The organism is Paracoccus sp. TD-10 (assembly GCF_048270675.1).
Lineage (GTDB): Bacteria > Pseudomonadota > Alphaproteobacteria > Rhodobacterales > Rhodobacteraceae > Paracoccus > Paracoccus pantotrophus.
Window position 1 is genome coordinate 438,379 of record NZ_CP182419.1, and the last position, 25,175, is coordinate 463,553.

A 25,175-nucleotide genomic window follows, 5' to 3' on the forward strand; every position below is an offset into this window, starting at 1 on the left:
CAACCAGACAGACATCAAGCGAGGCACGAGAGGTATGGCAGGACAAGGCCCCTGGGGCGGCGGCGGAGATGACGGCAAGGGCGGCAGGCAGCCGCCGCAAGGGGGCGGCCAGCCCCCGTGGGGCAGTCCGGGCGGCGGCAGGGACGACCGGCCGCAGGGTCCGCGCCGCGGCGACCAGATCCCCGAGATCGAGGAACTGGTGCGCAAGGGCCAGGACCGGCTGCGCGTGCTGATGGGCGGCAAGGGCGGTGGCGGTGGCAACCGCGGCGGCGGCCCGCGCCGGCCGCAGGGCCCGCAATTCCAGATGAGCCGCGGCACCTGGGGCATCGCCGCCTTGGCCGTGCTGGCGGTCTGGGCCTTTTCCAGCTTCTACACCGTCAAGCCCGAGGAACGCGCGGTCGAGCTGCTGTTCGGCAAGCCCGTGGGCACCGGCGAGCCGGGCCTGAACTTCGCGCCCTGGCCCGTCGTCACCGCCGAGGTGGTGCAGGTCTCGGGCGAGCGGACCACGGAAATCGGCACCGGCCGCGCCGGGCCGATGGATTCGGGGCTGATGCTGACCCGCGACCAGAACATCGTGGACATGGCCTATCAGGTGGTCTGGAACATCTCGGACCCCGAGAAATTCCTGTTCAACCTGGCCGATCCCGACGACACCATCCGCGCCGTCTCGGAATCCGCCATGCGCGACATCGTGGCGCGTTCGGAACTGGCGCCGATCCTGAACCGCGACCGCGGCGCCATCGCCGACGACCTGAAGCTGGCGGTGCAGAACACGCTGAACGACTACGAGGCCGGGATCAACGTGCTGCGCGTCAACCTGGACCGCGCCGACCCGCCGCGCGAGGTGATCGACAGCTTCCGCGAGGTGCAGGCCGCCCAGCAGGAACGCGACCGGCTGGAGAAAGAGGCCGACGCCTATGCCAACCGCGTGCTGGCCAGCGCCCGAGGCGAGGCCGCCGCCGTGATCGAACGCGCCGAGGCCTATCGCGCCGAGGCGGTGAACAACGCCGAGGGCGAGGCGGCGCGCTTCAATTCGGTCTATGACGAATATGTCAAGGCGCCGGAGGTCACGCGCCGCCGGATGTATCTGGAAACCATGGAAAAGGTTCTGGGCGGGGTGAACAAGGTCATCCTGGACGGCGAGGCCGGGCAGGGCGTGGTGCCCTATCTGCCGCTGGATCAGCTGCGCAGCGGGGCCTCGGGCTCCGGCAACACCAATACCGGCGGGGGGAACCAGTGATGAACCGTGCAATCTCGCTTCTGGCGCTGCCCTTCCTGGTCGTGGTCGCGGTCCTGGTGATCTCGGCGCTCTATATCGTCGACGTGCGCGAAAAGGCCCTTGTCCTGCGCTTCGGCGAGGTGGTCGAGGTGCGCGAGGAACCGGGCCTGGGCATCAAGGTGCCCTTCCTGGACAACGTGGTGAAATACGATGCCCGCATCCTCGGTCTGCCGACCCCGCCGATGGAGGTCACGCCGCTGGACGACCGCCGCCTGGTGGTCGATGCCTTCGCGCGCTGGCAGATCACCGACGTGGTGCAGTTCCGCCGCGCCGTGGGCGCCGGCGGCATCGAATTCGCGCAGCGCCGGCTGGAGCCGATCGTGACCAACGCGATCCGGCAGGTGCTGGGCTCGGTACCCTCGACCACGGTGCTGTCGGACGACCGCACGCCGCTGATGAACCGCATCCGCGACCTGGCGCGTGACGACGCCCGCGACCTGGGCATCCGGGTCATCGACGTGCGCCTGACCCGGACCGACCTGCCCGAGCAGAACCTGACCGCGACCTATGCCCGGATGCGGGCCGAACGCGAGCGCGAGGCCGCCGACGAGATCGCCCGCGGTGGCGAGGCCGCGCAGCGCGTCCGCGCCGCTGCCGACCGCACCGTGGTCGAGCTGACCTCCGAGGCGCGCAAGCGTGCCGAGGTGGTGCGCGGCGAGGCCGATGCCCGCCGCAACGCCATCTATGCCGAGGCTTTCGGCCGCGATCCCGAGTTCTTTGCCTTCACCCGCTCGATGACCTCCTATGAGCGGGCGCTGAAGGGCGAGAACAGCTCGCTGGTGATCCAGCCGCAGGGCGAGTTCTTCGACTACCTGCGCAATGACGGCGCGGACCGGGCCAATCCGGTGCCGGTGCCCCGGCCGGCCTCCACCCCTGCCGCATCGGACGAGACCGAGACCCAGGGCGCGCTGGCACCGGGCGAGGCGGTCGCCCCGACCGAGACCAATCGCGAGGGCGAACCGCTGGGCGCCGGCGCCGGCGTGACGCTGACGCCGCTGCCGGAATCGCTGGCCAGCCCGCCGCAGGAAGAGCCGGTGGTGCCGCCGGCCTCGGCCGACTGATCCGCGTAACGAACGGCACAAAAGGAAAGGCGGGACGCATCCACGTCCCGCCTTTTTCATGTCCCGCCTTTCATTCAGGCGCCGGTCACTCCAGCCCGATGAGCTTGCTGTCCTGGCGCTGTTCCTCTTCGGAAAGTTCGCGCTGCCATTCCCGCCAGATCGAGACCAGCAGCGCCATCAGCACCGGGCCGACGAACAGCCCGACGATGCCCATGGTCTTGACCCCGCCGATCAGGCCGAAAAACGTGGGCAGGAACGGCAGCTTGACCGGGCCGCCGACCAGGACCGGGCGGATGGTCTTGTCCACCACGAACAGCTCGCAGGTGCCCCAGATGAACAGCGCCGCCCCCTCGACGGGCGAGCCGCTGGCCACCAGATAGGCCGAGACCAGGGTGAAGGACAGCGGCGCCCCGCCGGGGATCAGCGCCATGAAGCCGGTGATGACCCCGAAGGTCACCGGCGAGGGCACGCCGGCCAGCCAATAGGCGACGCCCAGGATCACCCCCTCGCCGATGGCGATCAGCGTCATGCCGGTCACGGTCGAGCTGATGGTGGCCGGCACGACGCGGGACAGCCGGCTCCAGCGGTCGGGCAGGATGCGGCGGCCGACCTGGTCGATCTGCGCCACGATCTTGTCGCCGTCGCGATACAGCACGAACAGCGTGATCAGCATGAACAGCAGGGTCAGCGCCAGGTGAAAGGCCAGCGTTCCCGCCGTCACCGCGCCGCGATAGATCGCGCCGATATTCGAGCCGCTGACCAGCTGCACGATCTCGCTGATGCCGCCGGGTCGGCCGATATAGGTCTGCCAGTTCTCGTCCAGCCAGTCGCCGACCTGCGGCAGTTCGACCATCCAGCCCGGCGTCGGCGCGCCCGAGCTGTTGATCAGGATGGCCCAGTTGATCCAGTCGCGCAGTTCGCGGAAGGCATAGATCAGTGCCATGGCGATGGGGATCAGCAGGAAGCAGACCAACACCAGCACCAGCAGCGTCGCCGCGCCGGTGCGGCCCAGGTTCAGCTGATGGGCCGCGCGTTCGCGCAGGGGCCAGCTGGCCAGCGCGATCACCATGGCCGCCAGCACCGGCACCAGGAAGCCGTGGAAGAAATAGATCGAGGCCGCCACGATGGCCAGCAGCAGCCAGCGCGCGGCCGAGATATTGGTCAGCAGGGGAGGCCGGTGCAGCCGCAGCCCGACCTGTTTCGGGCTCTGCCGCGGTGCGGCGGGATCGTTCAGCTCTGTCGCGGTCGTGGGTTTCGGCATTTCGCCTGTCGTCATGGTCCCGATCCTGGCAGGGGACGGGGTAGTGCCCGCCCTGCCGTAACGAGATAACATCTGGCCCCCGGCTGCAAGCTGGAATGCCGCCTCGGGCCCGGCCAGCCACGCATTTCGCGGCTCACGATTCTGTGGGCGGAACGATGCCCGCCGCGCCCTGCGGGAGGTGACAGCCGCCGCCCTCCGCGCTAGTCTGGCGCCACCAAGGGGAGCCCCGGCAAGGGGCTGAGAAACCGCTGGCCTTACGCAACCTGGCGACGGGCGGCGCGGTGACCCTTCGAACCTGACCCGGATCATGCCGGCGGAGGAATGGGAATGATCGACCTGCCTTTTGCCGGCCTTAACCGCAAGGCCGCCCGCAGCGACGGCCTTGCCCCAGCCATGAGGGCATGATGACCGAAAGCTTCTTCGAAACCCTGCGCCGGGAATGTGCGACGGAATGGTCCGCCGCCGTCGGCCACCGCTTCGTGCGCGAACTGTGCGACGGCAGCATCGCGGATGCGGTGATGGCGCGCTACCTGGTGCAGGACCACCGTTTCCTCGACGCCTTCCTGACGCTTCTGGGCGCGGCCATCGCCTCGGCCGACCGCTTCGAATCGCGGCTGCGCTTCGGGCGCTTCGCCGGCATGGTCTCGGGCGAGGAGAACGACTATTTCCTGCGCGCCTTCGCCGCGCTCGGCGTGGGCGAGGCGGACCGTGCCGCCATTCCCGACAGCGCGCCCATGGCGGGATTCCAGGCGCTGATGCGCGAGGCGGCGGCGACGCGTGCCTATCCCGCCGTGCTGGCGGTGCTGAACGTGGCCGAGGGGCTTTATCTCGACTGGGCCATGCGCGCGCCCAAGCCGCTGCCCGAGAATTTCGTCCACGCCGATTGGATCACGCTGCATGACAACCCGTTCTTTCGCGATTTCGTGGGCTTCCTGCGGGATGAGTTCGACCGCGCCGGACCCGAGGCCGCAGAGCAGGCGCGGGATTTCTTCCGCCGCGCGGTCACGCTGGAACTGGCATTTTTCGACGATGCCTATGCAGTTTAGCCGTCAGTCCTCGATGATTTCGATGTCGGGCGGGCTGCCGGGCGGCCCGCTTGCGCGATAGTCCAGCACGATGCGCGCAAGTCCGGCCGGGGCCAGCCGCTCGGATGTGTGGCGCATCTCGTCAAGGCTCCACCAGCGAAATTCGCGGATGGTGCCGGCCTCGGGGGCGTCCTGGACCGCCGGGGTGAAAGCGGCGGTCTCGATCAGGAAATAATCCTCGGCTTGCCGCCAGCGCCGCTGGTGCAGCGTCATCGCCACGCGGCGGCGCCAGACCAGCGGGCCCAGGGCGGGCAGGGCGAACCCCAGTTCCTCGGCCAGTTCGCGGCGCAGGGTCTGTTCCGGCGTCTCGCCCGGTTCCGCGCCGCCGCCGGGGGTGATCCACCAGTCGCCGCCACCGTAATCGACCCGCATCAGCAACACCCGGTCCTGCGGGGTCAGCAGGATGGCGCGCATGGCCTGTCTGTCGATGGTCCGCATCGTCCTTGCCATGAAAAAAAGGCCCCGGCGGCGCGGTCGCGCTCCGGGGCCTGGGTTGGTCAGGAAAGGGGGTTATTCGTCGTCATTGTCCGGCACGTCGGCGATGTCGTCCAGCGACATGTCGCCGTCATCGTCATCGTCCAGCAGATCGTCGTCCAGATCGCCGGTATCGGCGTCATCGTCCAGATCCTCGTCATCGGCCAGATCTGTCTGGTCCGTGTCACGCGAAGCGGTCTTTTCCGAGATCAGCGAGCGCGAGCGGCCGTTGGTCAGGCTTTCCACGGTAAATTCCGCGCCGCAGGCCGGGCAGGTCATCGGATCGTTCATCAGGTCGTAAAAGCGCGTCGCGCAATGGGGGCAAAGGCGTTTCGTGCCCCATTCCTCTTTGGGCATGGTGTTCTCTTTCTGCCGCGTTCAGCTAAATCCGCTGTCCCCTGCCACAGCCGGGGCAGGCTGTCAAAGCCTTTTCCCCCTTGCGGGCGGCCGGTGGTGCGGGGGAAAGATGGGCAGAGGCACGGCCCTTCGCAAGATGGGGGAACGGATGGACAGGATTCTGGTCGGTGGCGACATCCCGGTGACGCTGCGGCGCTCGGCCAGGGCGCGGCGCATGACCCTGCGCGTGGTGCGCGCGGGGGGCGAGGTGGTGCTGACCCTGCCCAGCCGCGCCAGCCTGTCGGACGGCCGCGCCTTTGCCGAATCGCGGACCGAATGGCTGCGCCAGACCCGCGCCGGGATGCGGCCGCTTTGCGCCGTGGAACATGGCGCCCTGCTGCCGGTCGAGGGGCGCCCGCGCCGGATCGTGCCCCATGACGGGCGCCGGGTCGAGCTGTCGGACGCGCTGTTGCTCGTGCCGCAGCGTCGCCCCGCGGGCCTGCTGGTCGAGGTCTGGCTGAAGCAGCTGGCCCAGGCGCGGCTGATCGCGGCCTGCGACCGCCATGCCGCGGCCCTGGGGCGCGGCTTCCGGGCGCTGGCGCTGCGCGATACGCGCTCGCGCTGGGGCAGCTGTACCCATGACGGGCGGCTGATGTTTTCCTGGCGGCTGGCCATGGCGCCGCCCGAGGTGCTGGACTATGTCGCCGCGCATGAGGTGGCCCATCTGCTGCACATGGACCATTCGCCCGCCTTCTGGGCCGCGACCGGCCGGCTGATGCCCGATTATGCGCGCCATCGCGACTGGCTGCGCCGGCACGGGCATGAACTGCTGGCATGGCGCTTTCGTCCCTGATCGGGGCGGCTTGACGGCGCCCGGATTTGTGATCACAGATGGCGCATGACAGCTTCGCGAACCTCGGAAAGTTCGGCCCATGAGCGGCTTTATCGCAACCTGCGCCAGCGCATCATGCTGGGCGAATTGCCGCCCGGCCTGCCGCTGACCCTGCGCGGCATCGCCGCCGAGCATCGCGTCTCGATGACCCCGGCGCGCGAGGCGGTGCGGCGGCTGGTGGCCGAGGGGGCGCTGTCGCTGTCCTCCTCGGGGCGGATCGCGACGCCGGAACTGTCGGTTGAGCGGATCGAGGAGCTTGCCGCGCTGCGCGGGCTGATCGAGCCGGAGCTGGCCGCCCGCGCCCTGCCGCGCGCCCACCAGGCCCTGATCGAGCGCATGGCCGTCATCAACGCCGCCATCGGCGAGGCGGCCGAGCGTCACGATGCCGTGGGCTATATCCGCACCAACCTGGAGTTCCACCGCCTGCTTTACCTGCGCGCCCAGGCCCCGGCGATGCTGGCCATCGTCGAGACGGTCTGGCTGCAGCTCGGCCCGACCATGCGGGCGCTTTACGGCCGGATGAAGCGCAATGAGCCGCCGCGCCATCACCGCATGATCCTGGCCTCGCTGCGGGCCGGGGACGAGCCGGGGCTGCGGCTTGCCGTCCGTGCGGATGTGACGCACGGGTTGCGTCATCTGGGATCGACCTAGGCTCGGCGTGCTTGTCAGCAGGCGCCGCAAGGCGCCCGCTGGAAATGCCCTGCCTGATCTGGGGACAGCGGCGCGGCGGCGACCAGGACCGGCAGACCGTCCATGCCGGCCCTGGTGCCTTGCGGCGGATCGGGGTGCCCCGCGGCCTATTGCGCCGCTTACCCGGCCGGTTCCGGGGTGGGGCCGGAGCGCCCGGCGAGATACTGCCGCAGCAGCACCATGCCGAGGATCGCGGCGCCGATGGCGGTGGAAACGATTTCGGGTGCGATCATCATCAGTGCCGCGGCGGGCAGCAGCATCCGCTCGACCAGCAGCAAGGGCCCCAGCATCCAGTTGGTGATCGCGGCCGACAACGCGATGATGCCCAGCACGGCGCCCGAAAAGGCCAGCAGGAAATCGGGCAGGGTGAAGGATTGCGTGACCAGCAAGAGCGAGGGCGAGAAGACGAAGACGAAAGGCACCATCGCCTTGCCCATGGACAGCCGGAAGGCGGTGTTGCCGGCCTTGAAGCCGTTGGCCCCGGCGATCCCGGCCCCGGCATAGGCGGCCAGTGCCACCGGCGGGGTCACGTCGGCCAGCACGCCGAAATAGAACACGAAGAAATGCGCCACCAGCGGCTCGATATTCATCATGCCCAGCACCGGCGCGGCGACGGCGACCATGATGATGTAATTCGCCGTCGTCGGCACGCCGCAGCCCATCAGCACGCAGACCACCGCGGTCATCAGCAGCGTGAACAGCAGCGTCAGCGTCTGGATGCTGAGCAGCTCGAAGGGCAGCACCGCCAGCAGGCCATGGAAGGAGGTGGCCCAGTCCTGCGCCACGCTGGTGACCATGAAGGCGATCTTGAAGCCGACGCCGGTCAGGGTCACGACGCCGATCACCACCCCGACCAGCGCCGCGGCCGCGGTCACGGCCAGCGATTGCCGGGCGCCGGCGACGAAGCCCTCATAGATGCCGGCGGCGGTTTCCTTGACGCCCTCGATGGCGCCCGACGCCATCACCCGCTGGATCAGATAAACCGCCATGCAGGCGGTGATGGCCCAGAAGGCCGACAGGAAGGGCGTGCGGCCCGACATCAGCATCCAGACCAGCAGGACCAGCGGAAAGACCGACAGCCAGCCCTCGCGCAGCACCTTGCCGGCCTTGGGCAGCTCCTCGGCGCGCAGGCCGCGGATGCCCAGCCGCTTGGCTTCCAGGTGGACCTGGACCAGCACGCCGAAGAAATGCATGAAGGCGGGCACCACGGCGGCGATCAGGATGGTGCGCAGGGGGATGCCCAGGTATTCGACCATCAGGAAGGCGACGGCGCCCATCACCGGCGGCGTGATCTGCCCGCCGGTCGAGGAGGCGGCCTCGACCGCGGCGGCGAAATGGCGCTTGAAGCCGATCTTGATCATCGCCGGGATGGTCAGCGCCCCGGTGGTCACGGTATTGGCGATCGACGAGCCCGAGATCGTGCCCAGCATGGCCGAGGACACCACCGAGACCTTGGCCGGCCCGCCGGCGAAGCGGCCGGTCAGCGCGGTGGCCAGGTCGATGAACAGCTGCCCCAGGCCGATCTTCTGCGCCATCACCCCGAACAGCACGAAATGGAACACATAGGTGGCGATCACCCCCAGCGCGGTGCCGTAGATGCCCTGCGAGGTCAGGTAGAGATGGTTGACGATATTGGCCCAGTCCGCTCCGGGATGCACCAGGATGCCCGGCATCGACTTGCCGAAATAGGCATAGGCGATGAACAGCGCCGCGATGACCGGCAGCGGCCAGCCCATTGAGCGGCGCACCGCCTCCATCAGCACGACCAGCAGCACCGTGCCCATGGCGATGTCGATCGCCAGCGGGTTGCCGACGCGGAATTGCAGCTGGGCATAGATCCACGGCACGTAGAAGGCGCTGACCGCGCCGCCGATGGCCAAGAGCCAGTCCGTCACCGGCACGCCGAGGATGGCGAAGCCGTCGGTCCTGTGGCGGTTGCGCGCCAGGAACGAGAAGCTGAGATAGACGATGAACAGCGACACGCCCATGTGCAGCCCGCGATGCGTGGTCGCGCGCGGGATGCCGAAGCCGGCCGTATAATAGTGATAGGCCGCAAGCAGGAACAGGACGATCCCCGACAGCACGGCGATGGGGCGCGTCACGGTGCGGAAACGCGCCTCGGGATCGTATTCCTCTTCCAGGGCGCGAAGCTCGTCGTCGGTAAGCGGGCGGGTTGGCTCGGTCATGCGGTTTTCCTGCCGTTCGGTTCAGGGGCAAAGGACGCGGACCGGGGGGCCGGCCGCGTCCTTTCGTCAGCTTGCGGCCAGGCTCATTCGAGCTTGCCGGCCTCCTTGTAGAAACGCTCGGCGCCCGGATGGAAGGGGATGCCCGCGCCCTCGGTCGCATTGTCCAGCGTGATCAGCTTGCCCTTGGCATGGCCGGCGGCGAACAGCTTTTGCGTATTCTCGTTGTAAAGCGCCTGGGTGATGCCGTGGATCAGCTCCTCGGGCTGGTCGGCGCTGGTCACCAGCTGCGCCCCGACCGAGATCGTGGCGACATCGGCATCCTGGCCTTCGTAGGTGCCGGCCGGCACGGTATCGGCGGCGAAGAAGGTGTAGGTTTCGCGCAGCTTGTCGACCTCGGCGCCGGTGATCGGCACCAGCACCACGTCATGCTGGCTGGCCAGCTCGGCGATGGCGCCGGCCGGATAGCCGCCGACGAAGAAGAAGGCATCCATGGCGCCGTCGCGCATCCGGTCGGCCGCCTGGTCGGGCTTGAGATATTCGGGCCGGATGTCGGATTCCGACAGGCCGAAGGCCTCGAGGATGATCTTGGCATCGACCAGCGTGCCCGAGCCCGGCTCGTCCAGCGACACCCGCTTGCCCTTGAGGTCGGCGACCGAGGCGATGCCGGCATCGGCCCGCGCGACCAGGTGGATGCTTTCGGGATAGAGGTTGGCGATCAGCCGCAGTTTCTCGACCGCCGGCTGGCCTTCCCACAGCCCGGTGCCGGTCTGCGCCCAATAGGCGACGTCGGACTGGCTGAAGCCCGCCTCCATCGCGCCGCCGTTGATGGCGTTCACGTTGCCGACCGAGCCGTTCGAGGCCACTGCCGTCGCCACCAGCCCCGGCACCCCGCAGGAGCCGCCATCCTCGCAGGCGCGCGAGCCGGGCGGGTTCGAGATCGCATTCGCGATCAGCCCGCCGATCGGGTAATAGGTGCCCGCCGTGCCGCCGGTGCCGATGCGGAAGAACGACATCTCCTGCGCCGCCGCGGCCTGGCCGAAGGCGGCGATGGCGAAGGCTGCGACGATTGTCCTGAGTCTCATGGCATGTCTCCGTTTTCCTCGTGGTCCGGGCCGAGGCTAGGCAGAGCCGGCACGCAAGGCAACCGCTGGATGCGCGAAGATGCGCCGCTCCCGCGACGTCTCGGCCCCCGGCTCCCGGTTTTTTGGGGGGCGGTTTTCGCGGGCCTGGCTGGCGGCGGTGGCGGGCGGATCTGTTCTTCCGGTGCCGGCGCCGTCTTGATATGGGGCCGATTCCCGCCTAGCACCCGGCCGGAGCAGAAAGGCGGAACATGTCTGACAAGGATTTCGAGCCGCGGCACCTGGAGACGCTGGACCGCGATCTCGGCCGCTTCGCGCATATCGAGGCGGCCACGGCCTATATCGCCCGGCCGCTGGTGGCGCCGGGGATCGGCCTGGTCTTCGTCATCCTGGCCGGGCTGGCCGCGGCGGTGCTGCTGGGGCAGAGCGGCGAGACGCTGATCGTGGTCACGGCGGCGGTGTTCGGCGCCTATATGGCGCTCAATATCGGCGCCAATGACGTGGCCAACAACATGGGCCCGGCGGTGGGGGCCAATGCGCTCAGCATGGGCGGGGCCATCGTGATCGCGGCGGTCTTCGAAAGCGCCGGCGCGCTGATCGCCGGGGCCGACGTGGTCTCGACCGTGGCCAAGGGCATCGTCGCGCCCGAGGCGCTGGACACGTCCGCGACCTTCGTCTGGGCGATGATGGCGGCGCTGCTGGCCTCGGCGCTGTGGGTGAACCTGGCGACCTGGATCGGGGCGCCGGTCTCGACCACGCATGCCGTGGTGGGCGGGGTCATGGGCGCGGGCATGGCCGGGGCCGGCCTCGGCGCGGTCAGCTGGGAGCAGATGGCGGCGATCGCGGCCAGCTGGGTGGTCTCGCCGCTGCTGGGCGGCGTGGTGGCGGCGGGCTTTCTGTGGTTCATCAAGAGCCGCATCATCTATCGCGAGGACAAGATCGCGGCGGCCCGGATCTGGGTGCCGGTTCTGGTCGGCATCATGGCGGGCACCTTTGCCGCCTATCTGGTGATGAAGGGGCTCAGGCAGCTGGTCGATATCTCGATGGGGGCGGCGCTGCTTCTGGGCCTTCTGGTGGGGCTGGGCTGCTGGCTGGCGATGATCCCGGTGACGCGGCGGCAGTCCGCGGGGCTGGAGAACCGCAACAAGTCGCTGAAGGTGCTGTTCGGCATCCCGCTGGTCGCCTCGGCGGCGCTGCTGAGCTTTGCGCATGGCGCCAATGACGTGGCCAATGCGGTCGGCCCGCTGGCGGCCATCGTGCAGGCGGTGCAGACCGGCGATTTCAGCGGCGAGGTGACCATTCCGCTGTGGGTGATGCTGATCGGCGCCTTCGGGATCAGCTTCGGGCTGAGCCTGTTCGGGCCCAGGCTGATCCGCATGGTCGGCAGCGAGATCACCCGGCTCAACCCGATGCGGGCCTATTGCGTGGCGCTGTCGGCGGCGATCACGGTCATCCTGGCCAGCGCGCTGGGGCTGCCGGTCAGCTCGACCCATATCGCGGTGGGCGCGATCTTCGGCGTGGGCTTTTTCCGCGAATGGGATGCCGAGCGGCGGCTGAGGCAGGCCCGCATGGCCGTTCCCCGGCCCGCCGACCTGCCCGCCGCCGATCTGCCCCCCGCCGACCTGCCCCCCGACGAGCGCCGGCGCCGCAAGCTGGTGCGCCGGCTGCACGTGCTGACCATCGCCGCCGCCTGGGTCGTCACCGTCCCCGCCGCGGCAATGCTCTCGGCCATCCTCTTCCTCGTCCTGCGCCAGATCGCAGCCTGATACCCCCGACAACAAAGACCAATCAGCAGAAGAACAGAAAGGGGCAGCGCAGGGAAAGGCGGACCGGAATTGCTCAGGGGAAACGGAAAATCGCTTCTGGCTGCTGGGGGCTCCTTAACGCAACAGCCAATAGAGCAGCCCCATGCCGGAGGCATATGCCAATATCAGCAGCAGGATATTCCTGACGGCCTGCCTGCGGGAGGTCGTTATCCTGATCGGCTTTATTTCAAGGCTGTCGAGGTCGTTTCGGCCTGCGCCTTTTTTGCTCTTGATGCCTGGGTCTTTATTCTGGCTCATGTCCCGACCTGTAGGCTGCTTCATGCATGCGGCGCGGTGATGCGGTATTGCCCTTTGGCGCACAAATTTGCTCTATCCCGGCTTCCTGGCCTTTCGTGCCGGGGTTTGCATCGCTGGCAGGATGGCTTTGGGGCAAGGCTCTGCGATTTCCGCGCAAGAGAATTTTCAGCGAGCCGCTTTCACGCAGCAAGGCGACGGCAAACCGGACCTCGTCAATGGGCAGTCCCGTTCTGATGGATATGTCTTCGATGCCATAACCTTCTTTCAGCATTTGGCCGATCATTGGACGATTGCCCCCTTTCCCGGGTTCGAAATGCAATCGGCAGTCAGCAGCTCGCGGCCGAGGGGTGCCAAAGCCTCCGATGATCCGGGCTCCGTTGCCCTGTCGGGAAATTCATCACGGACATCGCAAGTCTTGCTGCGAGTATGTGCCTGCATCGCACATCTCCTGTCAGAAACGGGTTCAACCAGTCTCCGTAATCAGGGAGGAAGTCCCTGGGCGCACGCAGCACACGCCTTGCTGACAAGATAGCGATGCCGCCGGGTGGATCAAGGGGCAGGGGGCAAAACCAGGCCATAAGCCTTACCCGTGATCGCTCCGTGCGACGGATTCCCGTTTCGAGCGGACATCCCGCGGCGGCCGACCACATCTGGTTGCCGGTCAGCCCGCCCTGCACCACGGAATAGCCATGGGGATCAGGGTCTCGCGGATGATCGCGTGCTTGCGGTCGGCCAGCTCGACGGTGCCCGCGCCCGCCGCCCCCAGGCCGATCTGCTCGGCGGTCGAGAACTGGAACAGCGAGAACATCATGTTGCTGACCGTGTTCGAGCCGGCGACGAAGGCGCCCATGGCCCTGATCAGCGGCGCGAATATCGGCCAGGCATCGCCCACCACGGACGAGACACCCTGCGCCAGCACGATGGGCAGGCTGGCATGGCTGTCCGAGGCCGAGTTCAGGAACACCTGCACCATCGGCACGGCGAGCAGCAGCGGCCGATGCGCCCGCGATCATGGTCGTGCCCATGATCTCGTCCGGCCCGGCGCGCAGATCGGCATGGCGGTGACGGGATAGGCGACCAACTGGCCGATTTCGCCAGCGCCACCGGCCGCGTGAAGACCGTGGCGATGGGCCGCTGGGCCAGGGACCGGCGGGTGCCGGAGGGCGCGTTCTGCCGGCAGGCGGCGCTACCTCCTGGAGGGATCAAGCCGCCGTCGCGGACAGGAGGAGGGCTCCCAGGTCACGGTGCCGACCGGCGTGTAAAATATTTACATTCCAGATATGCTCGTTGTCAAATTATTAACAAAATTCCCTTTATAAATAAATACTTAACACGAAAGCGGCGATCTGGTTAACATTGTGCTCGAGCTTTCCCGCGGCCGCCCAGGAGGGGGCATTTCGGCATGACGCTGCGGGCAAGGGGAAATGATGCGATCGCTGTGAGGGGGGAGCCATGAGCATTGAATCGATTAAGAAACATCCTGTTCCGGCTGGTTTTGAGGCTGCGCTGGTCACGCCTGGGGACTATGCGCGGCTCTATGCCGAATCGATCTCGGATCCGGCGGGGTTCTGGGGGCGCGAGGGGCGGCGTCTGGACTGGATCCAGCCCTATAGCCGGGTGAAGGACACCGATTTCACCCTGGGCCAGGTTTCGATCAAATGGTTCGAGGACGGGATCCTGAACGCCTCGGTCAATTGCATCGACCGCCACCTGCCCCGGCGCGCGACCCAGACCGCGATCATCTTCGAGCCGGATGATCCGAACCAGCCCGCCCGCCACATCACCTATGCGGAACTGTCGGACAAGGTGAACCGCTTTGCCAACGTGCTCCTGTCCCAGGGGGTGATGCGCGGCGACCGGGTGGTGATCTACCTGCCGATGATCCCCGAGGCCGCCTATGCCATGCTGGCCTGCGCGCGCATCGGCGCCATCCATTCCATCGTCTTCGCCGGCTTCTCGCCCGATGCGCTGGCCAACCGCATCAACGATTCGGGCGCCAAGCTGGTGATCACCGCCGACACCGCGCCGCGCGGCGGCCGCAAGACGGCGCTGAAGTCGAATACCGACGCGGCGCTTCTGCATTGCTCGGACCGGGTGCGCTGCCTGGTGGTCAAGCATACCGGCGACCAGACCAGCTGGATCGAGGGGCGCGACGTGGACGTGCTGAAGCTGATGGAGGAGGTCAGCCCCGACTGCCCGCCGCGGCCGATGGGGGCCGAGGATCCGCTGTTCATCCTCTATACCTCGGGCTCGACCGGCAAGCCCAAGGGCGTGGTCCATACCACCGGCGGCTACCTGCTTTATGCGGCGATGACGCATCAATACGTCTTCGACTACAAGGACGGCGACGTGTTCTGGTGCACGGCCGACGTGGGCTGGGTGACCGGGCACAGCTACATCGTCTACGGCCCGCTGGCCAACGGCGCCACGACGCTGATGTTCGAGGGGGTGCCGACCTGGCCCGATGCCGGCCGCTTCTGGGCGGTGTGCGAGAAGCACCGGGTCAACCAGTTCTACACCGCGCCGACCGCGATCCGGGCGCTGATGGGCCAGGGGCCGGAATGGGTCGAGAAGCACGACCTGTCGAGCCTGCGGGTTCTGGGCACGGTGGGCGAGCCGATCAACCCCGAGGCCTGGGTCTGGTATGACAAGCATGTCGGCAAGGGGCGCTGCCCGATCGTCGACACCTGGTGGCAGACCGAGACCGGCGGCCACATGATCACCTCGCTGCCGGGCGCGATCGAGACCAAGCCGGGCTCGGCGACGCTGCCCTTCTTCGGGGTCAAGCCGGTGGTGCTGGATCCGCAGAGCGGGGTGGCGCTGGACGGCGACGGGGTCGAGGGGGTGCTGTGCATCGCCGACAGCTGGCCGGGTCAGATGCGCACGGTCTGGGGCGACCACCAGCGGTTCATGGAGACCTATTTCCAGCAATATCCGGGCTATTACTTCACCGGCGACGGCTGCCGGCGCGACGAGGACGGCTATTACTGGATCACCGGGCGGGTGGATGACGTGATCAACGTCTCGGGGCACCGGATGGGCACGGCCGAGGTGGAATCGGCGCTGGTTGCGCATGAGAAGGTGGCCGAGGCGGCGGTGGTGGGCTATCCGCATCCGCTGAAGGGTCAGGGCATCTATGCCTATGTGACGCTGATGAACGGGGTCGAGCCCAGCGACGGGTTGCGCGCCGAGCTGGAGAAATGGGTGCGCACCGAGATCGGGCCGATCGCCAAGCCGGACCTGATCCAATGGGCGCCGGGCCTGCCGAAGACGCGTTCGGGCAAGATCATGCGCCGCATCCTGCGCAAGATCGCCGAGGACGATTTCGCCACCCTCGGAGACATCTCAACCCTCGCTGACCCAAGCGTCGTCGACGAACTCATCGAAAACAGGATGAACCGCGCCTGAAGACGGGCGCGGGAAATGCCTCCCCGCCCTTCCGCCGGGCGCCGGGAGGCGCAAATCCCAAAGGCGGAGCGAGACATGTCTGAAAAGGGAGGAAACGAAGGACATGAGTGACAGACAATCGTCAAACGCATATTGGCAGGCCAATCTGAAGCTGATCTGGCTGTGCATGATCATCTGGGCCCTGGTGTCCTATGGCTTCGGGATCGTCTTGCGGCCCTTGCTGGCGGGCATTTCGGTGGGAGGAACCGATCTGGGCTTCTGGTTCGCGCAGCAAGGCTCGATCCTGGTCTTCATCGTGCTGATCTTCTTTTATGCCTGGCGCATGAACAAGATGGACGCCGAACACGGCGTGGAGGAGTGAGGAGCATCCCATGAGCCAGTTTACCCTCAACCTCCTTGTCATCGGGGCATCCTTCGCGCTTTACATCGGCATCGCGATCTGGGCCCGCGCCGGTTCCACGGCCGAGTTCTATGCCGCCAACCGCGGCGTCAGCCCGGTCATGAACGGCATGGCCACGGCGGCCGACTGGATGTCGGCGGCCTCGTTCATCTCGATGGCGGGCCTCATCGCCTTTACCGGCTATGACAACTCGACCTATCTGATGGGCTGGACCGGCGGCTATGTGCTGCTGGCGATGCTGCTTGCGCCCTATCTGCGCAAGTTCGGCAAGTTCACGGTGCCGGAATTCATCGGCGACCGCTTCTATTCCGGCACGGCGCGGATCATCGGCGTGATCTGCCTGCTGATCATCTCGATCACCTATGTGATCGGCCAGATGACCGGCGTCGGCGTGACCTTCTCGCGCTATCTGGAGGTCTCCAGCTCGACCGGGCTGTGGATCGGCGCGGCGCTGGTCTTCGTCTATGCCGTTCTGGGCGGGATGAAGGGCATCACCTATACCCAGGTGGCGCAGTATATCGTGCTGATCATCGCCTATACCATCCCGGCGGTGTTCATCGCCCTGCAGCTGACCGGCCATGTGCTGCCGCAGACGGGACTGTTCGGCACGCATGACGCCTCGGGCGCCAAGTTCCTGGCCAAGCTGGACCAGGTGGTGACCGACCTGGGCTTCCGCTCCTATACCGGGCACCATAACTCGACGCTGGACATGGTACTGTTCACCATGGCGCTGATGATCGGTACCGCGGGCCTGCCGCATGTCATCATCCGCTTCTTCACCGTGCCGAAAGTGGCCGATGCGCGCAAATCGGCGGGCTGGGCGCTGGTCTTCATCGCGCTGCTCTATACCGTCGCGCCCGCGGTGGGCTCGATGTCGCGCTTCAACCTGACCGCGACCATGTGGCCGGGCGCCGAGACGGGCGAGACCTTCAGCCAGCCGGCCGTGTCGCTGGAGGACATCCAGAACCGCGAGGACTTGAACTGGATGCGCAACTGGCAGCTGACCGGCCTGCTGAACTGGGAGGACAAGAACGGCGACGGCCTGATCCAGTACTATAACGAGGCCGGGGCGGCGAACGAGCCGCTGGCCACGGTGATCGCCGAGCAGGGCCTGCAGGGCAACGAGCTGACCACGGTGAACAACGACATCATGGTCCTGGCCAACCCGGAAATCGCCAACCTGCCGGGCTGGGTCATCGCCATCGTCGCCGCCGGCGGCCTGGCGGCGGCGCTGTCCACCGCGGCGGGCCTGTTGCTGGCGATCTCGGGCGCGGTCAGCCACGACCTGATCAAGGGCGCGATCAATCCCGGCATCAGCGAGAAGGGCGAGCTGTTCGCGGCCCGCGTCTCGATGGCGGTGTCGATCCTGGTCGCCACGATCCTGGGCCTGAACCCGCCGGGCTTTGCCGCGCAGACGGTGGCGCTGGCCTTCGGCCTGGCGGCCAGCTCGATCTTCCCGGTGCTGATGATGGGCATCTTCTCGACGCGCATGAACAAGGAAGGCGCGATCGCGGGGATGCTGGCCGGGGTCATCTCGACGCTGGTCTATATCTTCACCTACAAGGGCTGGTTCTTCATCTCGGGGACCAACATGCTGCCCGATACCGCGGATGCCTGGCTGTTCGGCATCTCGCCGGCCTCGTTCGGCACCATCGGCGCGGTGATCAACTTCGCGGTGGCCTATCTGGTGTCCGCCGCCACCAAGGAGCCGCCCGCCGAGGTGCGCGACCTGGTCGAGTCGATCCGCGTTCCGCGCGGCGCCGGCGCGGCGCAGGCGCATTGACGAACAGTCGCGCCCCCTCGCGGGGCGCGGCCTTTCCGCCGTTCGGCAGGGCAGGGACCATGAACGACATCGCCGCATTCATCGCCACGGTTCATCCCTATGACAGCCTGCCGCAGGACGAGCTGGCGCGGGCCGCGGCGGCCTTCAAGCGCAGGGACTATCCGGCCGGCGGCGTGATCTATCGCCGCGGCGACCGGCTGGCGGGGCTTTACCTGATCGAAAGCGGCCGGGTCCGGGTCTCGGATGCCGCGGGGGATTCCGTTTCCGAGCTGATGGCGCGCAACTCCTTTGGCGAAAGGGGGCTGCTGCGCGACGGCGTGGCAGTCACCACTGCGACGGCCATCGAGGATTCGACCGTGCTGATGCTGCCCCGCGCCGAATTGATGCGGCTGATCGGCAGCCATCGTGCGGTTGCACGCTTCTTCGACCGCAGCGGCCTGCCCGGCAGTCGCGAAAGCGATCTGGCGCTGCTGAAGGTCGGCGACCTGATCGGGCGGCGGGCGCCGCTGACCTGCACGCCCGAGACCCCCGCCATCGAGGCCGCCCGCGCCATGCGCGATGCTCGCGTCAGCAGCATCGGCGTGCTGGACGGGGAGCGGCTGGTCGGGCTGGTCACGATCCGCGACATCTCGAACCGCATCGTCGCCGAGGGGCGCGACGTGAACGTTCCCGTCGCGCAGGTGATGACGCCCGATCCGATCACGCTTTCGCCGGCGGAGCTGGGCTATGACGTGCTCAACATCATGCTGGAGCGCCGCATCGGCCATCTGCCGGTGGTCGAGAAGGGCCGCTTCGTCGGCATGGTCAGCCAGACCGACCTGACGCGGGTGCAGGCGATCTCGGCCTCGGCGCTGATCCGCGACATCGCGCAATCGGGGGATGTCGCCGAGATGGCGGCGGCCACCGCACGCATTCCCGCATTGCTGGTGCAGCTGGTCAACGGTCATCACCGGCACGAAACCATCACCCGCATGATCACCGACATCGCCGATGCCGTGACCCGGCGCCTGCTGGTCATGGCCGAGGCGCGGCTGGGGCCGCCGCCCGGCCCCTGGCTGTGGGCGGCCTGCGGCAGCCAGGGGCGGCAGGAACAGACCGGCCTGTCGGACCAGGACAATTGCCTGATCCTGGGTGACGATTGCGACCCGGAGGATCTCTGGTTCGCGGATCTGGCGCGCTTCGTTTGCGATGGGCTGAATGCCTGCGGCTATGTCTATTGCCCCGGCGAGATGATGGCCGTCACCCCGCGCTGGCGCCAGCCGCGCCGGGTCTGGCGCGGCTATTTCCGCGACTGGATCGCCCATCCCAGCCCCGAGGCGCAGATGCTGGCCTCGGTCATGTTCGATCTGCGCGCCATCGGCGGCGATGCCGCGCTGCTGGAGGGGCTGCAGGCCGAAACCCTGGGGATGGCGGCGAAGAACTCGATCTTCGTGGCGCATATGATCTCGAACGCGATGAAGCACCGCCCGCCTTTGGGGCTGATCGGCGGCTTTGCCACCGCGCGCACGGGCGAGCATCGCAACCAGATCGACATGAAGCTCAGCGGCGTCGTGCCGGTGGCGGACCTGGCGCGCATCTATGCGCTGCAGGGCCAGCTGGCGCCCGTCAACACCAGGGCCCGGCTGGTCGAGGCGCAGGCGGCGGGCATCATCTCGGGCAGCGGCGCACGCGACCTGATCGCGGCCTATGACCTGATCCAGACCACGCGGCTGGAAAACCAGGCCGCGCAGATCCGCGCGGGCGAACGGCCGGGCAACCATCTGTCCCCCGCTGCGCTGCCCGATTTCCAGCGCAGCCATCTGCGCGACGCCTTCGTGGTGGTGCGGGGGATGCAATCGGCGCTAGGCCACGGCAAGGGAATGTTGGGATGAGGGGCATATGACCGGGATCGGGGTCGAATTGCTGGGCGTGATCGCGGTCGGCGTGGGCGCGGCGGCGCTGCTTTATGCCGGGATGCACCTGCTGCGCAAGCTGGGGCTGGCGCCGGCGCGCTGGCTGCTGCCGGCGGGCATCGGCCTGGCGATGGTCGGCTATGCGGTCTGGAATGACTACGCCTGGTATGACCGGGCGGTCGCCCGGTTGCCCGCGGGTGCGCAGATCCTGCTGGTGGGCCGCGACAGCCAGCCCTGGGCGCCCTGGACCTATCTGGCGCCGGTGGTGATCCGCTTTGCCGCCCTCGATCCCGCCGGCATCTCGGAGACCGCCGAGGGCACGCGCCGGGCCGGGATCACGCTGGTCGAGCGGCGCGGCCCGACGCTGGTCGTGCCGCAGGAATTCGATTGCGCCAAGGGGCTGGTCCGGCCGGCGCGCGGCGCGTGGTCGCCGCCGGGCCCCTCGGACCCGGCCTATTCCGTCGTCTGCGGAGGAGGGGGATGATGGCCAGCATCCTGGTGGTCGAGGATGAGGACAATATCGCCACCGCCCTGGATTTCCTGCTGTCGCGCGACGGCCACAAGCACCGCCGCATGGCCACGGGCGCCGGCGCGGTCGACGAGATCCGCGCCAGCCATCCCGATCTAGTGCTGCTGGACGTGATGCTGCCCGATGTCTCGGGCTACCAGATCGTGCAGGACGTGCGGGCCGATCCGGCGCTGAACGACGTGCGGGTGCTGTTGATGACCGCGCGCGGCTCGGTGGTGGAGCGCCGCAAGGGGCTGGCGCTGGGGGCGGACGGTTTCATCGCCAAGCCCTTCGAGCTGTCCGAGCTGCGGGCGGAACTGGCGCGGCTCCTGGGCGGGCGATGCTGACGCGGCTTTCGCTCCGGCTGCGGGTGCTGCTGATCTTTGCGGGGCTTGCGGCAGCGATCCTTGCGGCCTTGGCCGTGGCGCTCTGGGTGGCGGGGGCGGGCCTTGCGGGCCGGGGCGTCCCGGTCCAGGCGATGCTGGACGCCCTGGTCCAGGCGGCGCTGATCGCGGGCTTCGGCGCGCTGGGGATGGTGGTCTGGATCTGGTTCCTGTTCGACCGCAACGTGGCCCGCCCGATCGAGCTGCTGGCCGGGGGCTTGCGCACCGGTCAGGCGCCCGAGATCGAGGAGGCCCGCTATCTGGCCGATCTGGGCCCCGCCGCCCGCGATGCCGCCGAGGCGCGGGCGCGTTCGGCCGAGGCGCTGGCCGATGCCATCGCCGAACATGCCGCCGACCTGCAGCGCGAAAAGGCGACGCTGGAATCCATTCTCGCCGATATCGGCGCCGGCGCGGTGATGACCGATCCGGCCGGCCGGGTGATGTTCTACAACGCCTCGGCCGCGCATCTTCTGCCCGGCATCGCGCTGGACCGCCCCATCGAGCGCCACCTGCCCGGTGGCGCGCTGGAGGCCGGTGCGGCGCGGTTGGCGGCGGGGGCGGCCGCGACCGACCTGACCTGCCTGAGCTCGGCCGGGCAACGGCTCTGGGGGCGCATGCGGCGCATCGATGGCGGCACGCTGCTGATCCTGAACGACCGCCCGCCGCAGCGCCCCGCGCCGCGCGACCTGCTGGAGACTCTGCGCCGCCATGCCGCGACCCTGGTGCCGATGCTGGGTGCGCTGGAGGGTCCGATCCCGCCCGCGCTGGCCCAGGCGATCCGGGCCGAGGGGCAGGGGCTTGCCAATGCCCTGCGCGCATTGACCGAGGCGATGAGCGGCGATGCCCCGCGCGGAGGGGCGGGGCTGAACGAGTTGGCCGCCGGGCTGGATCCGGCGCCCGACCTGCCGCCGCGGCTGATGCTGATGGCCGATGCGGCCGGGGTGAACGGGCTGCTGCGCCATCTGGACCGACGCCTGCGCGAACAGGGCGCGACCCCCCGCCTTGCCGCTGAGGTTGAGGCCGAGGCCGAGGCGTCCGAGGCGCGGCTCTTGCTGCTCTGGACCGGGGCGCCGCTGCCCATGGACCGGCTGGAATCCTGGCTGGCCGAGCCGCCCGACCCGGCGCAGCCCGAACTGACCGGGCACGAGATCCTGGCGGCCCATGCCACCGGCATCTGGACCGAGGCGCGGGACGGCCAGGCGCGGCTGGTCCTGCCGCTGCCCATCGCCTCGCACCGGCCGGACCGCGCCGGGCTGACCTATGACTTCGCCCTGGCGCGACGCGGCGCGGCCTCGTCGCGGCTGGCCGACCTGACCTGCGTGGTCTTCGACACCGAGACGACCGGCCTTGATCCCGCGACCGACCGCATCGTGCAGATCGCCGGGCTGCGCATCGCCCGCGGCCGCCTGACCGGCGAGCGTTTCGACACGCTGGTCAATCCCGGCCGGCCGATCCCGCCCGCCTCGACCGCCGTGCATGGCATCACCGATGCGATGGTGGCCGATGCTCCCGACATGGTCACGGCGCTGACCGCCTTTCGCCATTTCACCGAGGACGCGGTGCTGGTCGCCCATAACGCGCCCTTCGACATGGGCTTCCTGCGCCGCGCCGCGCCCGAGACCGGGGCGCATTTCGACAATCAGGCGCTGGATACGATCCTGCTTTCGGCGATGCTCTGGGGCCAGTCGGCGCCGCATTCGCTGGATGCGCTGACCGAGCGGCTGGGCATCGTCATCCCGCCCGAGGAACGTCACACCGCCATGGGCGACACCCGCGCCACGGCCGAGGCCTATCTGCGGCTGATCGCGGCGCTGGAGGCGAAGGGGCTGGAGCGGTTCGAGGACATAATGGCCGAGGCCCGCCGCCACCGCCGCCTGATCGATGACGCGAACAGGCCTGCGGGTGACGCCGCGTCCGGCTCCGGCCCGTCCGCAGGCTGACCGCGCGGCCCCTGCGCGGCCATGGGGAATGCATTCCCGCCGGCCGGATCGGCGGAACGGACAGGCCGCGCCGGCCCGTTCCGCTGCGGCGCGGCCGGGTCAGGCAAGCTCTCGCCGCTTTCCGAGCAGACCCTTGACGATGGTCGAGGCGGGAATGCCGGGGAGGTTGGGGCTCTTCGGTATCGCCCACCGACAGCAGGGGGCGGATGCGGCCTTCCTTGCAGGCGCCCATGGCCAGGGCCGGGGTGAGGAAGCCCGGCTGATTTCGGACGAGACGGGGCGAGGTGACGCGGAATCAGGATGAAGTCGCGTCCTTCCAGGTCTTTCGGCCGCTTCGGCCGGCTGCCGGGCCCGTCCCGGTCGCCGGGGAAAGCCACGGCCATGCCGGAGGAATAGACGGGGATTCCCATCAGCTCCCCAGAGCCCTTCGGACGCAAGGGCGACAAGCCCGCATCCAGCCGTCCTGCGCGCAAAAGCAGAAGCTGCGCTTCGGGCAACAGGCGGCTGAAACTGATCGGCATATCGGGCAAGGCGCGACGGAGCCTGCCGATTTCCGATGGAATGACCTGCATGACGGGCAGTCCCAGCGACAGCGCGACCCGCGTGGTGGCGAGCTGGCTCGAAGCCGTTGAGCAGGCGCACGGCATCGCGCCGAAGCTGCTTGCCGGCATCGGTCGGCGTCACGGGTCGCGCGCTTGGAAGGCTGCGTGTCCAGGTCGGCCGCAGGCTCGCGGACTTGCCGGGTCAGCGCCGGCTGGGCGATGCAGAGGGATTGCGCGGCCGCGCTGATGCTGCCGCGCTCGGCGACCGACAGGAATGGCGCAGCTGTCTCAGATTCATGGCCATGCCTGTCTTGCATGGACTTGATGCTGGTAACGTATTTCACCGTATGGCGTCAGCCTGACATCCCTTCGTCGCCGGAGCGGAACGCATCCCCGCCGCCCGTCGGAGACTGGTCGGAAGGGCGCCGATCGGCGCCATCCCGAATGGCCATGCGCCGTGACGGGGATCGCGCGAAACGGAGGGACGAATGCTGGATATCCTGCAAGAGGCCGGGGCCGGCCGGGATGGCGTGTCAGCCGTCTGGCGACATCGTCCCGCCAATCCCGAACCGCCGTTGCATGGGGCCGGCATGTCGGGGCTGATCGGCCCGGAACCGGACGGCGTGGGCATCGGGAGCCGCAGCGCCGGTATCGGCTCGGGCTTTCCGCACCCTCACCCGAATTTCGACAGGGACGACAACTCGCCCTTTCCGGGCGCGGCCCTGCCTGCCCGATATGCGTTCGAAAGCTTTTTCGGTGGCAGAGAGGCGCGCCAGGCGTGACGCGGCAGTTGCAGAAAGAACGGGCCGCTGAACGCGGTCGAGCGCATCGGCGGCAAGTCACCCCCGGCCCGATCCTTCGGAGGGAGCCTGCGTCGCGACATGAAGCAGCTTGCTCCATGCCCCCGATTTCCGCGCATGTGCACGCGCAGAGGACTTCAGGCAATGGATGAACATTTCGGCGGCGGGGCTCATCGGTGTGTGTCTCCGGCTGATCAGGCAGAGATCGCAGGCCATGAACCGCTCGCGTAACGCGAGGATCACCGTGCGCCCTTCGAACATCGGTGCGACCGCCATGATTTTCGGCACCCAGGTACACATGTCGCTTTGCTCGACCAGCGATTGCGCCAGCAGCGCCGAGTTGGCCTGCACGATCCGCCTGGGGTCCAGCTGGGCGCCATGGCGGGTGAAGACCTCCTCGATCAGCCGTTCGCGCCCGTCGGGCGCGAAGTTCAGCAGCCAGTCCTGGTCCAGCAGGCCGTGGATGCTGTCGCAGCCCATGCGCGGGTGATCGCGCCGGACCATGATGCCCGTCTCGTAGCGAAGGATCGGCTCTATCCGAAATTCCTGCGGCGACATGCCGGGCGAGGGCTGGCCGATGATCAGATCCATCGACCCCGTGCGCAGCAGCGGCTGGGCGATCATGGCGAAACTGTCGAAAAGCTCCAGCTGCACCTCGGGCATGTGCTGTCGAAACGCGCGCAGCACGTCTGGCAGCAGGATCAGCGAGACCCAGGGCGTGATGCCGACGCATAGCCTGCCTTCCAGGCGGCCGCGCCGCAGGCCCATCTGTTCCTCGGCCTGCCGCATCTGGTTCAGGATCAGCCGGGCATGCGCCAGCAGCGCCTGCCCGTGATCCGTGAAACTGAGCCCCGTGGGCGAGCGCACCAGCAGGGGCAACTGCTGCTCTGTCTCCAGTTCGCGCAGCGCGCGGGTGACTGCCGGTTGCGAAATGCCAAGCCGTCGGGCGGCGCTGCGCACGCTGCCGGTTTCGGCGCTGGCGACGAGCGCCTCGAGTTGATGCAGCTTCATCGTGCCACCATGACAACCATTGGTTATATCCATAAGAAAGTTTTGTCTCCGCCGCAACATTCTCGCTGCGCTATGGTGCCTGACAGACCCCATGCCGGGTCG

At 68.2% G+C, this 25,175-nt stretch carries 24 protein-coding genes and 1 riboswitch; of the genes, 14 read left to right on the forward strand and 10 right to left on the reverse strand.

Translation table 11 applies throughout. The annotated features are described in order from the left end of the window. The first annotated feature begins 34 nt into the window (after nucleotides 1-34). Nucleotides 35-1,240: an FtsH protease activity modulator HflK gene (gene hflK, locus ACNKFW_RS13125; RefSeq protein WP_024845644.1), complete on the forward strand. Its 1,206-nt coding sequence runs from the start codon at nucleotides 35-37 to the stop codon at nucleotides 1,238-1,240. Further along, entirely contained in the window at nucleotides 1,240-2,340 is a 1,101-nt protein-coding gene (gene hflC, locus ACNKFW_RS13130; protein WP_024845643.1) for a protease modulator HflC, read from the forward strand. Before hflK ends, hflC begins: the two co-directional genes overlap by 1 nt. 85 nt (nucleotides 2,341-2,425) lie before the next feature. On the opposite strand, the gene ACNKFW_RS13135 is transcribed toward hflC, so the two are convergent. Next, nucleotides 2,426-3,616, reverse strand: a complete 1,191-nt coding sequence (locus tag ACNKFW_RS13135) for an AI-2E family transporter (protein WP_147428389.1) — start codon at nucleotides 3,614-3,616, stop codon at nucleotides 2,426-2,428. 192 nt (nucleotides 3,617-3,808) lie between these two features. Continuing rightward, a riboswitch (TPP riboswitch) is annotated at nucleotides 3,809-3,940 on the forward strand. 65 nt (nucleotides 3,941-4,005) lie between these two features. Here ACNKFW_RS13135 and ACNKFW_RS13140 point away from each other — a divergent pair. Next, nucleotides 4,006-4,647 (forward strand): TenA family protein, encoded by a 642-nt coding sequence (locus ACNKFW_RS13140; protein WP_024845641.1) that lies wholly within the window; start codon nucleotides 4,006-4,008, stop codon nucleotides 4,645-4,647. A gap of 3 nt (nucleotides 4,648-4,650) precedes the next feature. Here the strand turns inward: ACNKFW_RS13140 and ACNKFW_RS13145 are convergent, their stop codons facing one another. Together ACNKFW_RS13145 and ACNKFW_RS13150 are read right to left on the reverse strand one after the other, a co-directional pair. Next, a complete protein-coding gene (locus tag ACNKFW_RS13145) occupies nucleotides 4,651-5,124 on the reverse strand; it encodes an NUDIX hydrolase (RefSeq protein ID WP_147428387.1) in 474 nt (157 codons plus the stop codon). A 72-nt stretch (nucleotides 5,125-5,196) separates the two neighbouring features. Next, nucleotides 5,197-5,517 carry a TIGR02300 family protein gene (locus tag ACNKFW_RS13150; RefSeq protein WP_024845639.1) on the reverse strand — a complete coding sequence of 107 codons (321 nt, stop codon included), beginning with the start codon at nucleotides 5,515-5,517 and terminating at the stop codon, nucleotides 5,197-5,199. Between the two features lie 148 nt (nucleotides 5,518-5,665). Between ACNKFW_RS13150 and ACNKFW_RS13155 the strand changes: the two genes are divergently transcribed. Together ACNKFW_RS13155 and ACNKFW_RS13160 are read left to right on the forward strand one after the other, a co-directional pair. Then, nucleotides 5,666-6,349, forward strand: coding sequence for a M48 family metallopeptidase (locus ACNKFW_RS13155; RefSeq protein WP_147428385.1), 684 nt, complete (start codon nucleotides 5,666-5,668; stop codon nucleotides 6,347-6,349). 45 nt (nucleotides 6,350-6,394) lie between these two features. Then, the gene (locus ACNKFW_RS13160) at nucleotides 6,395-7,039 is read left to right on the forward strand and encodes a GntR family transcriptional regulator (RefSeq protein WP_024845637.1); all 645 of its coding nucleotides are present in this window, start codon (nucleotides 6,395-6,397) and stop codon (nucleotides 7,037-7,039) included. 158 nt (nucleotides 7,040-7,197) lie between these two features. Here the strand turns inward: ACNKFW_RS13160 and ACNKFW_RS13165 are convergent, their stop codons facing one another. Both ACNKFW_RS13165 and ACNKFW_RS13170 read right to left on the reverse strand, forming a co-directional pair. Beyond that, complete coding sequence (locus ACNKFW_RS13165; protein WP_147428384.1) at nucleotides 7,198-9,264, reverse strand: TRAP transporter permease; 2,067 nt, start codon at nucleotides 9,262-9,264, stop codon at nucleotides 7,198-7,200. A gap of 83 nt (nucleotides 9,265-9,347) precedes the next feature. Further along, complete coding sequence (locus tag ACNKFW_RS13170; protein WP_024845635.1) at nucleotides 9,348-10,346, reverse strand: TAXI family TRAP transporter solute-binding subunit; 999 nt, start codon at nucleotides 10,344-10,346, stop codon at nucleotides 9,348-9,350. A 248-nt stretch (nucleotides 10,347-10,594) separates the two neighbouring features. Here ACNKFW_RS13170 and ACNKFW_RS13175 point away from each other — a divergent pair, with 248 nt between their 5' ends. Beyond that, entirely contained in the window at nucleotides 10,595-12,109 is a 1,515-nt protein-coding gene (locus tag ACNKFW_RS13175) for an inorganic phosphate transporter (protein WP_147428382.1), read from the forward strand. Between the two features lie 114 nt (nucleotides 12,110-12,223). Here ACNKFW_RS13175 and ACNKFW_RS13180 read toward each other — a convergent pair whose 3' ends face one another. From ACNKFW_RS13180 to ACNKFW_RS13190, 3 genes are all read right to left on the reverse strand, one after another. Further along, nucleotides 12,224-12,406: a hypothetical protein gene (locus ACNKFW_RS13180; RefSeq protein WP_147428380.1), complete on the reverse strand. Its 183-nt coding sequence runs from the start codon at nucleotides 12,404-12,406 to the stop codon at nucleotides 12,224-12,226. Then, the gene (locus ACNKFW_RS13185) at nucleotides 12,393-12,677 is read right to left on the reverse strand and encodes a hypothetical protein (protein ID WP_147428378.1); all 285 of its coding nucleotides are present in this window, start codon (nucleotides 12,675-12,677) and stop codon (nucleotides 12,393-12,395) included. Before ACNKFW_RS13185 ends, ACNKFW_RS13180 begins: the two co-directional genes overlap by 14 nt. 390 nt (nucleotides 12,678-13,067) lie before the next feature. Beyond that, the gene (locus ACNKFW_RS13190) at nucleotides 13,068-13,379 is read right to left on the reverse strand and encodes an L-lactate permease (RefSeq protein WP_147429160.1); all 312 of its coding nucleotides are present in this window, start codon (nucleotides 13,377-13,379) and stop codon (nucleotides 13,068-13,070) included. A gap of 479 nt (nucleotides 13,380-13,858) precedes the next feature. On the opposite strand from ACNKFW_RS13190, the gene acs reads away from it, so the two are divergent. The 7 genes from acs (at nucleotide 13,859) to ACNKFW_RS13225 (ending at nucleotide 22,720) form a co-directional block, all read left to right on the forward strand. After that, nucleotides 13,859-15,814, forward strand: coding sequence for an acetate--CoA ligase (acs, locus tag ACNKFW_RS13195; protein ID WP_147428376.1), 1,956 nt, complete (start codon nucleotides 13,859-13,861; stop codon nucleotides 15,812-15,814). A 103-nt stretch (nucleotides 15,815-15,917) separates the two neighbouring features. Further along, on the forward strand, nucleotides 15,918-16,175 hold the full coding sequence (locus ACNKFW_RS13200; RefSeq protein WP_010400161.1) for a DUF4212 domain-containing protein: 258 nt from the start codon (nucleotides 15,918-15,920) through the stop codon (nucleotides 16,173-16,175). Nucleotides 16,176-16,185: 10 nt separating this feature from the next. Beyond that, on the forward strand, nucleotides 16,186-17,997 hold the full coding sequence (locus ACNKFW_RS13205; protein WP_147428374.1) for a sodium:solute symporter family protein: 1,812 nt from the start codon (nucleotides 16,186-16,188) through the stop codon (nucleotides 17,995-17,997). A 59-nt stretch (nucleotides 17,998-18,056) separates the two neighbouring features. Next, on the forward strand, nucleotides 18,057-19,868 hold the full coding sequence (locus tag ACNKFW_RS13210; protein ID WP_147428372.1) for a DUF294 nucleotidyltransferase-like domain-containing protein: 1,812 nt from the start codon (nucleotides 18,057-18,059) through the stop codon (nucleotides 19,866-19,868). A 7-nt stretch (nucleotides 19,869-19,875) separates the two neighbouring features. After that, entirely contained in the window at nucleotides 19,876-20,373 is a 498-nt protein-coding gene (locus tag ACNKFW_RS13215) for a hypothetical protein (RefSeq protein WP_010400164.1), read from the forward strand. After that, nucleotides 20,373-20,744, forward strand: a complete 372-nt coding sequence (locus ACNKFW_RS13220) for a response regulator transcription factor (protein ID WP_010400165.1) — start codon at nucleotides 20,373-20,375, stop codon at nucleotides 20,742-20,744. Before ACNKFW_RS13215 ends, ACNKFW_RS13220 begins: the two co-directional genes overlap by 1 nt. Then, nucleotides 20,738-22,720 (forward strand): 3'-5' exonuclease, encoded by a 1,983-nt coding sequence (locus ACNKFW_RS13225; RefSeq protein ID WP_024845826.1) that lies wholly within the window; start codon nucleotides 20,738-20,740, stop codon nucleotides 22,718-22,720. The genes ACNKFW_RS13220 and ACNKFW_RS13225 overlap by 7 nt, the downstream gene beginning before the upstream one ends. 409 nt (nucleotides 22,721-23,129) lie before the next feature. On the opposite strand, the gene ACNKFW_RS13230 is transcribed toward ACNKFW_RS13225, so the two are convergent. Beyond that, nucleotides 23,130-23,579, reverse strand: a complete 450-nt coding sequence (locus ACNKFW_RS13230) for a helix-turn-helix domain-containing protein (protein ID WP_081750596.1) — start codon at nucleotides 23,577-23,579, stop codon at nucleotides 23,130-23,132. A gap of 171 nt (nucleotides 23,580-23,750) precedes the next feature. Here ACNKFW_RS13230 and ACNKFW_RS13235 point away from each other — a divergent pair, with 171 nt between their 5' ends. Next, nucleotides 23,751-24,044, forward strand: coding sequence for a hypothetical protein (locus ACNKFW_RS13235; RefSeq protein WP_333483930.1), 294 nt, complete (start codon nucleotides 23,751-23,753; stop codon nucleotides 24,042-24,044). Between the two features lie 57 nt (nucleotides 24,045-24,101). Here the strand turns inward: ACNKFW_RS13235 and ACNKFW_RS13240 are convergent, their stop codons facing one another. Then, nucleotides 24,102-25,073, reverse strand: coding sequence for a LysR family transcriptional regulator (locus ACNKFW_RS13240; protein ID WP_074991104.1), 972 nt, complete (start codon nucleotides 25,071-25,073; stop codon nucleotides 24,102-24,104). Nucleotides 25,074-25,175 lie beyond the last annotated feature (102 nt).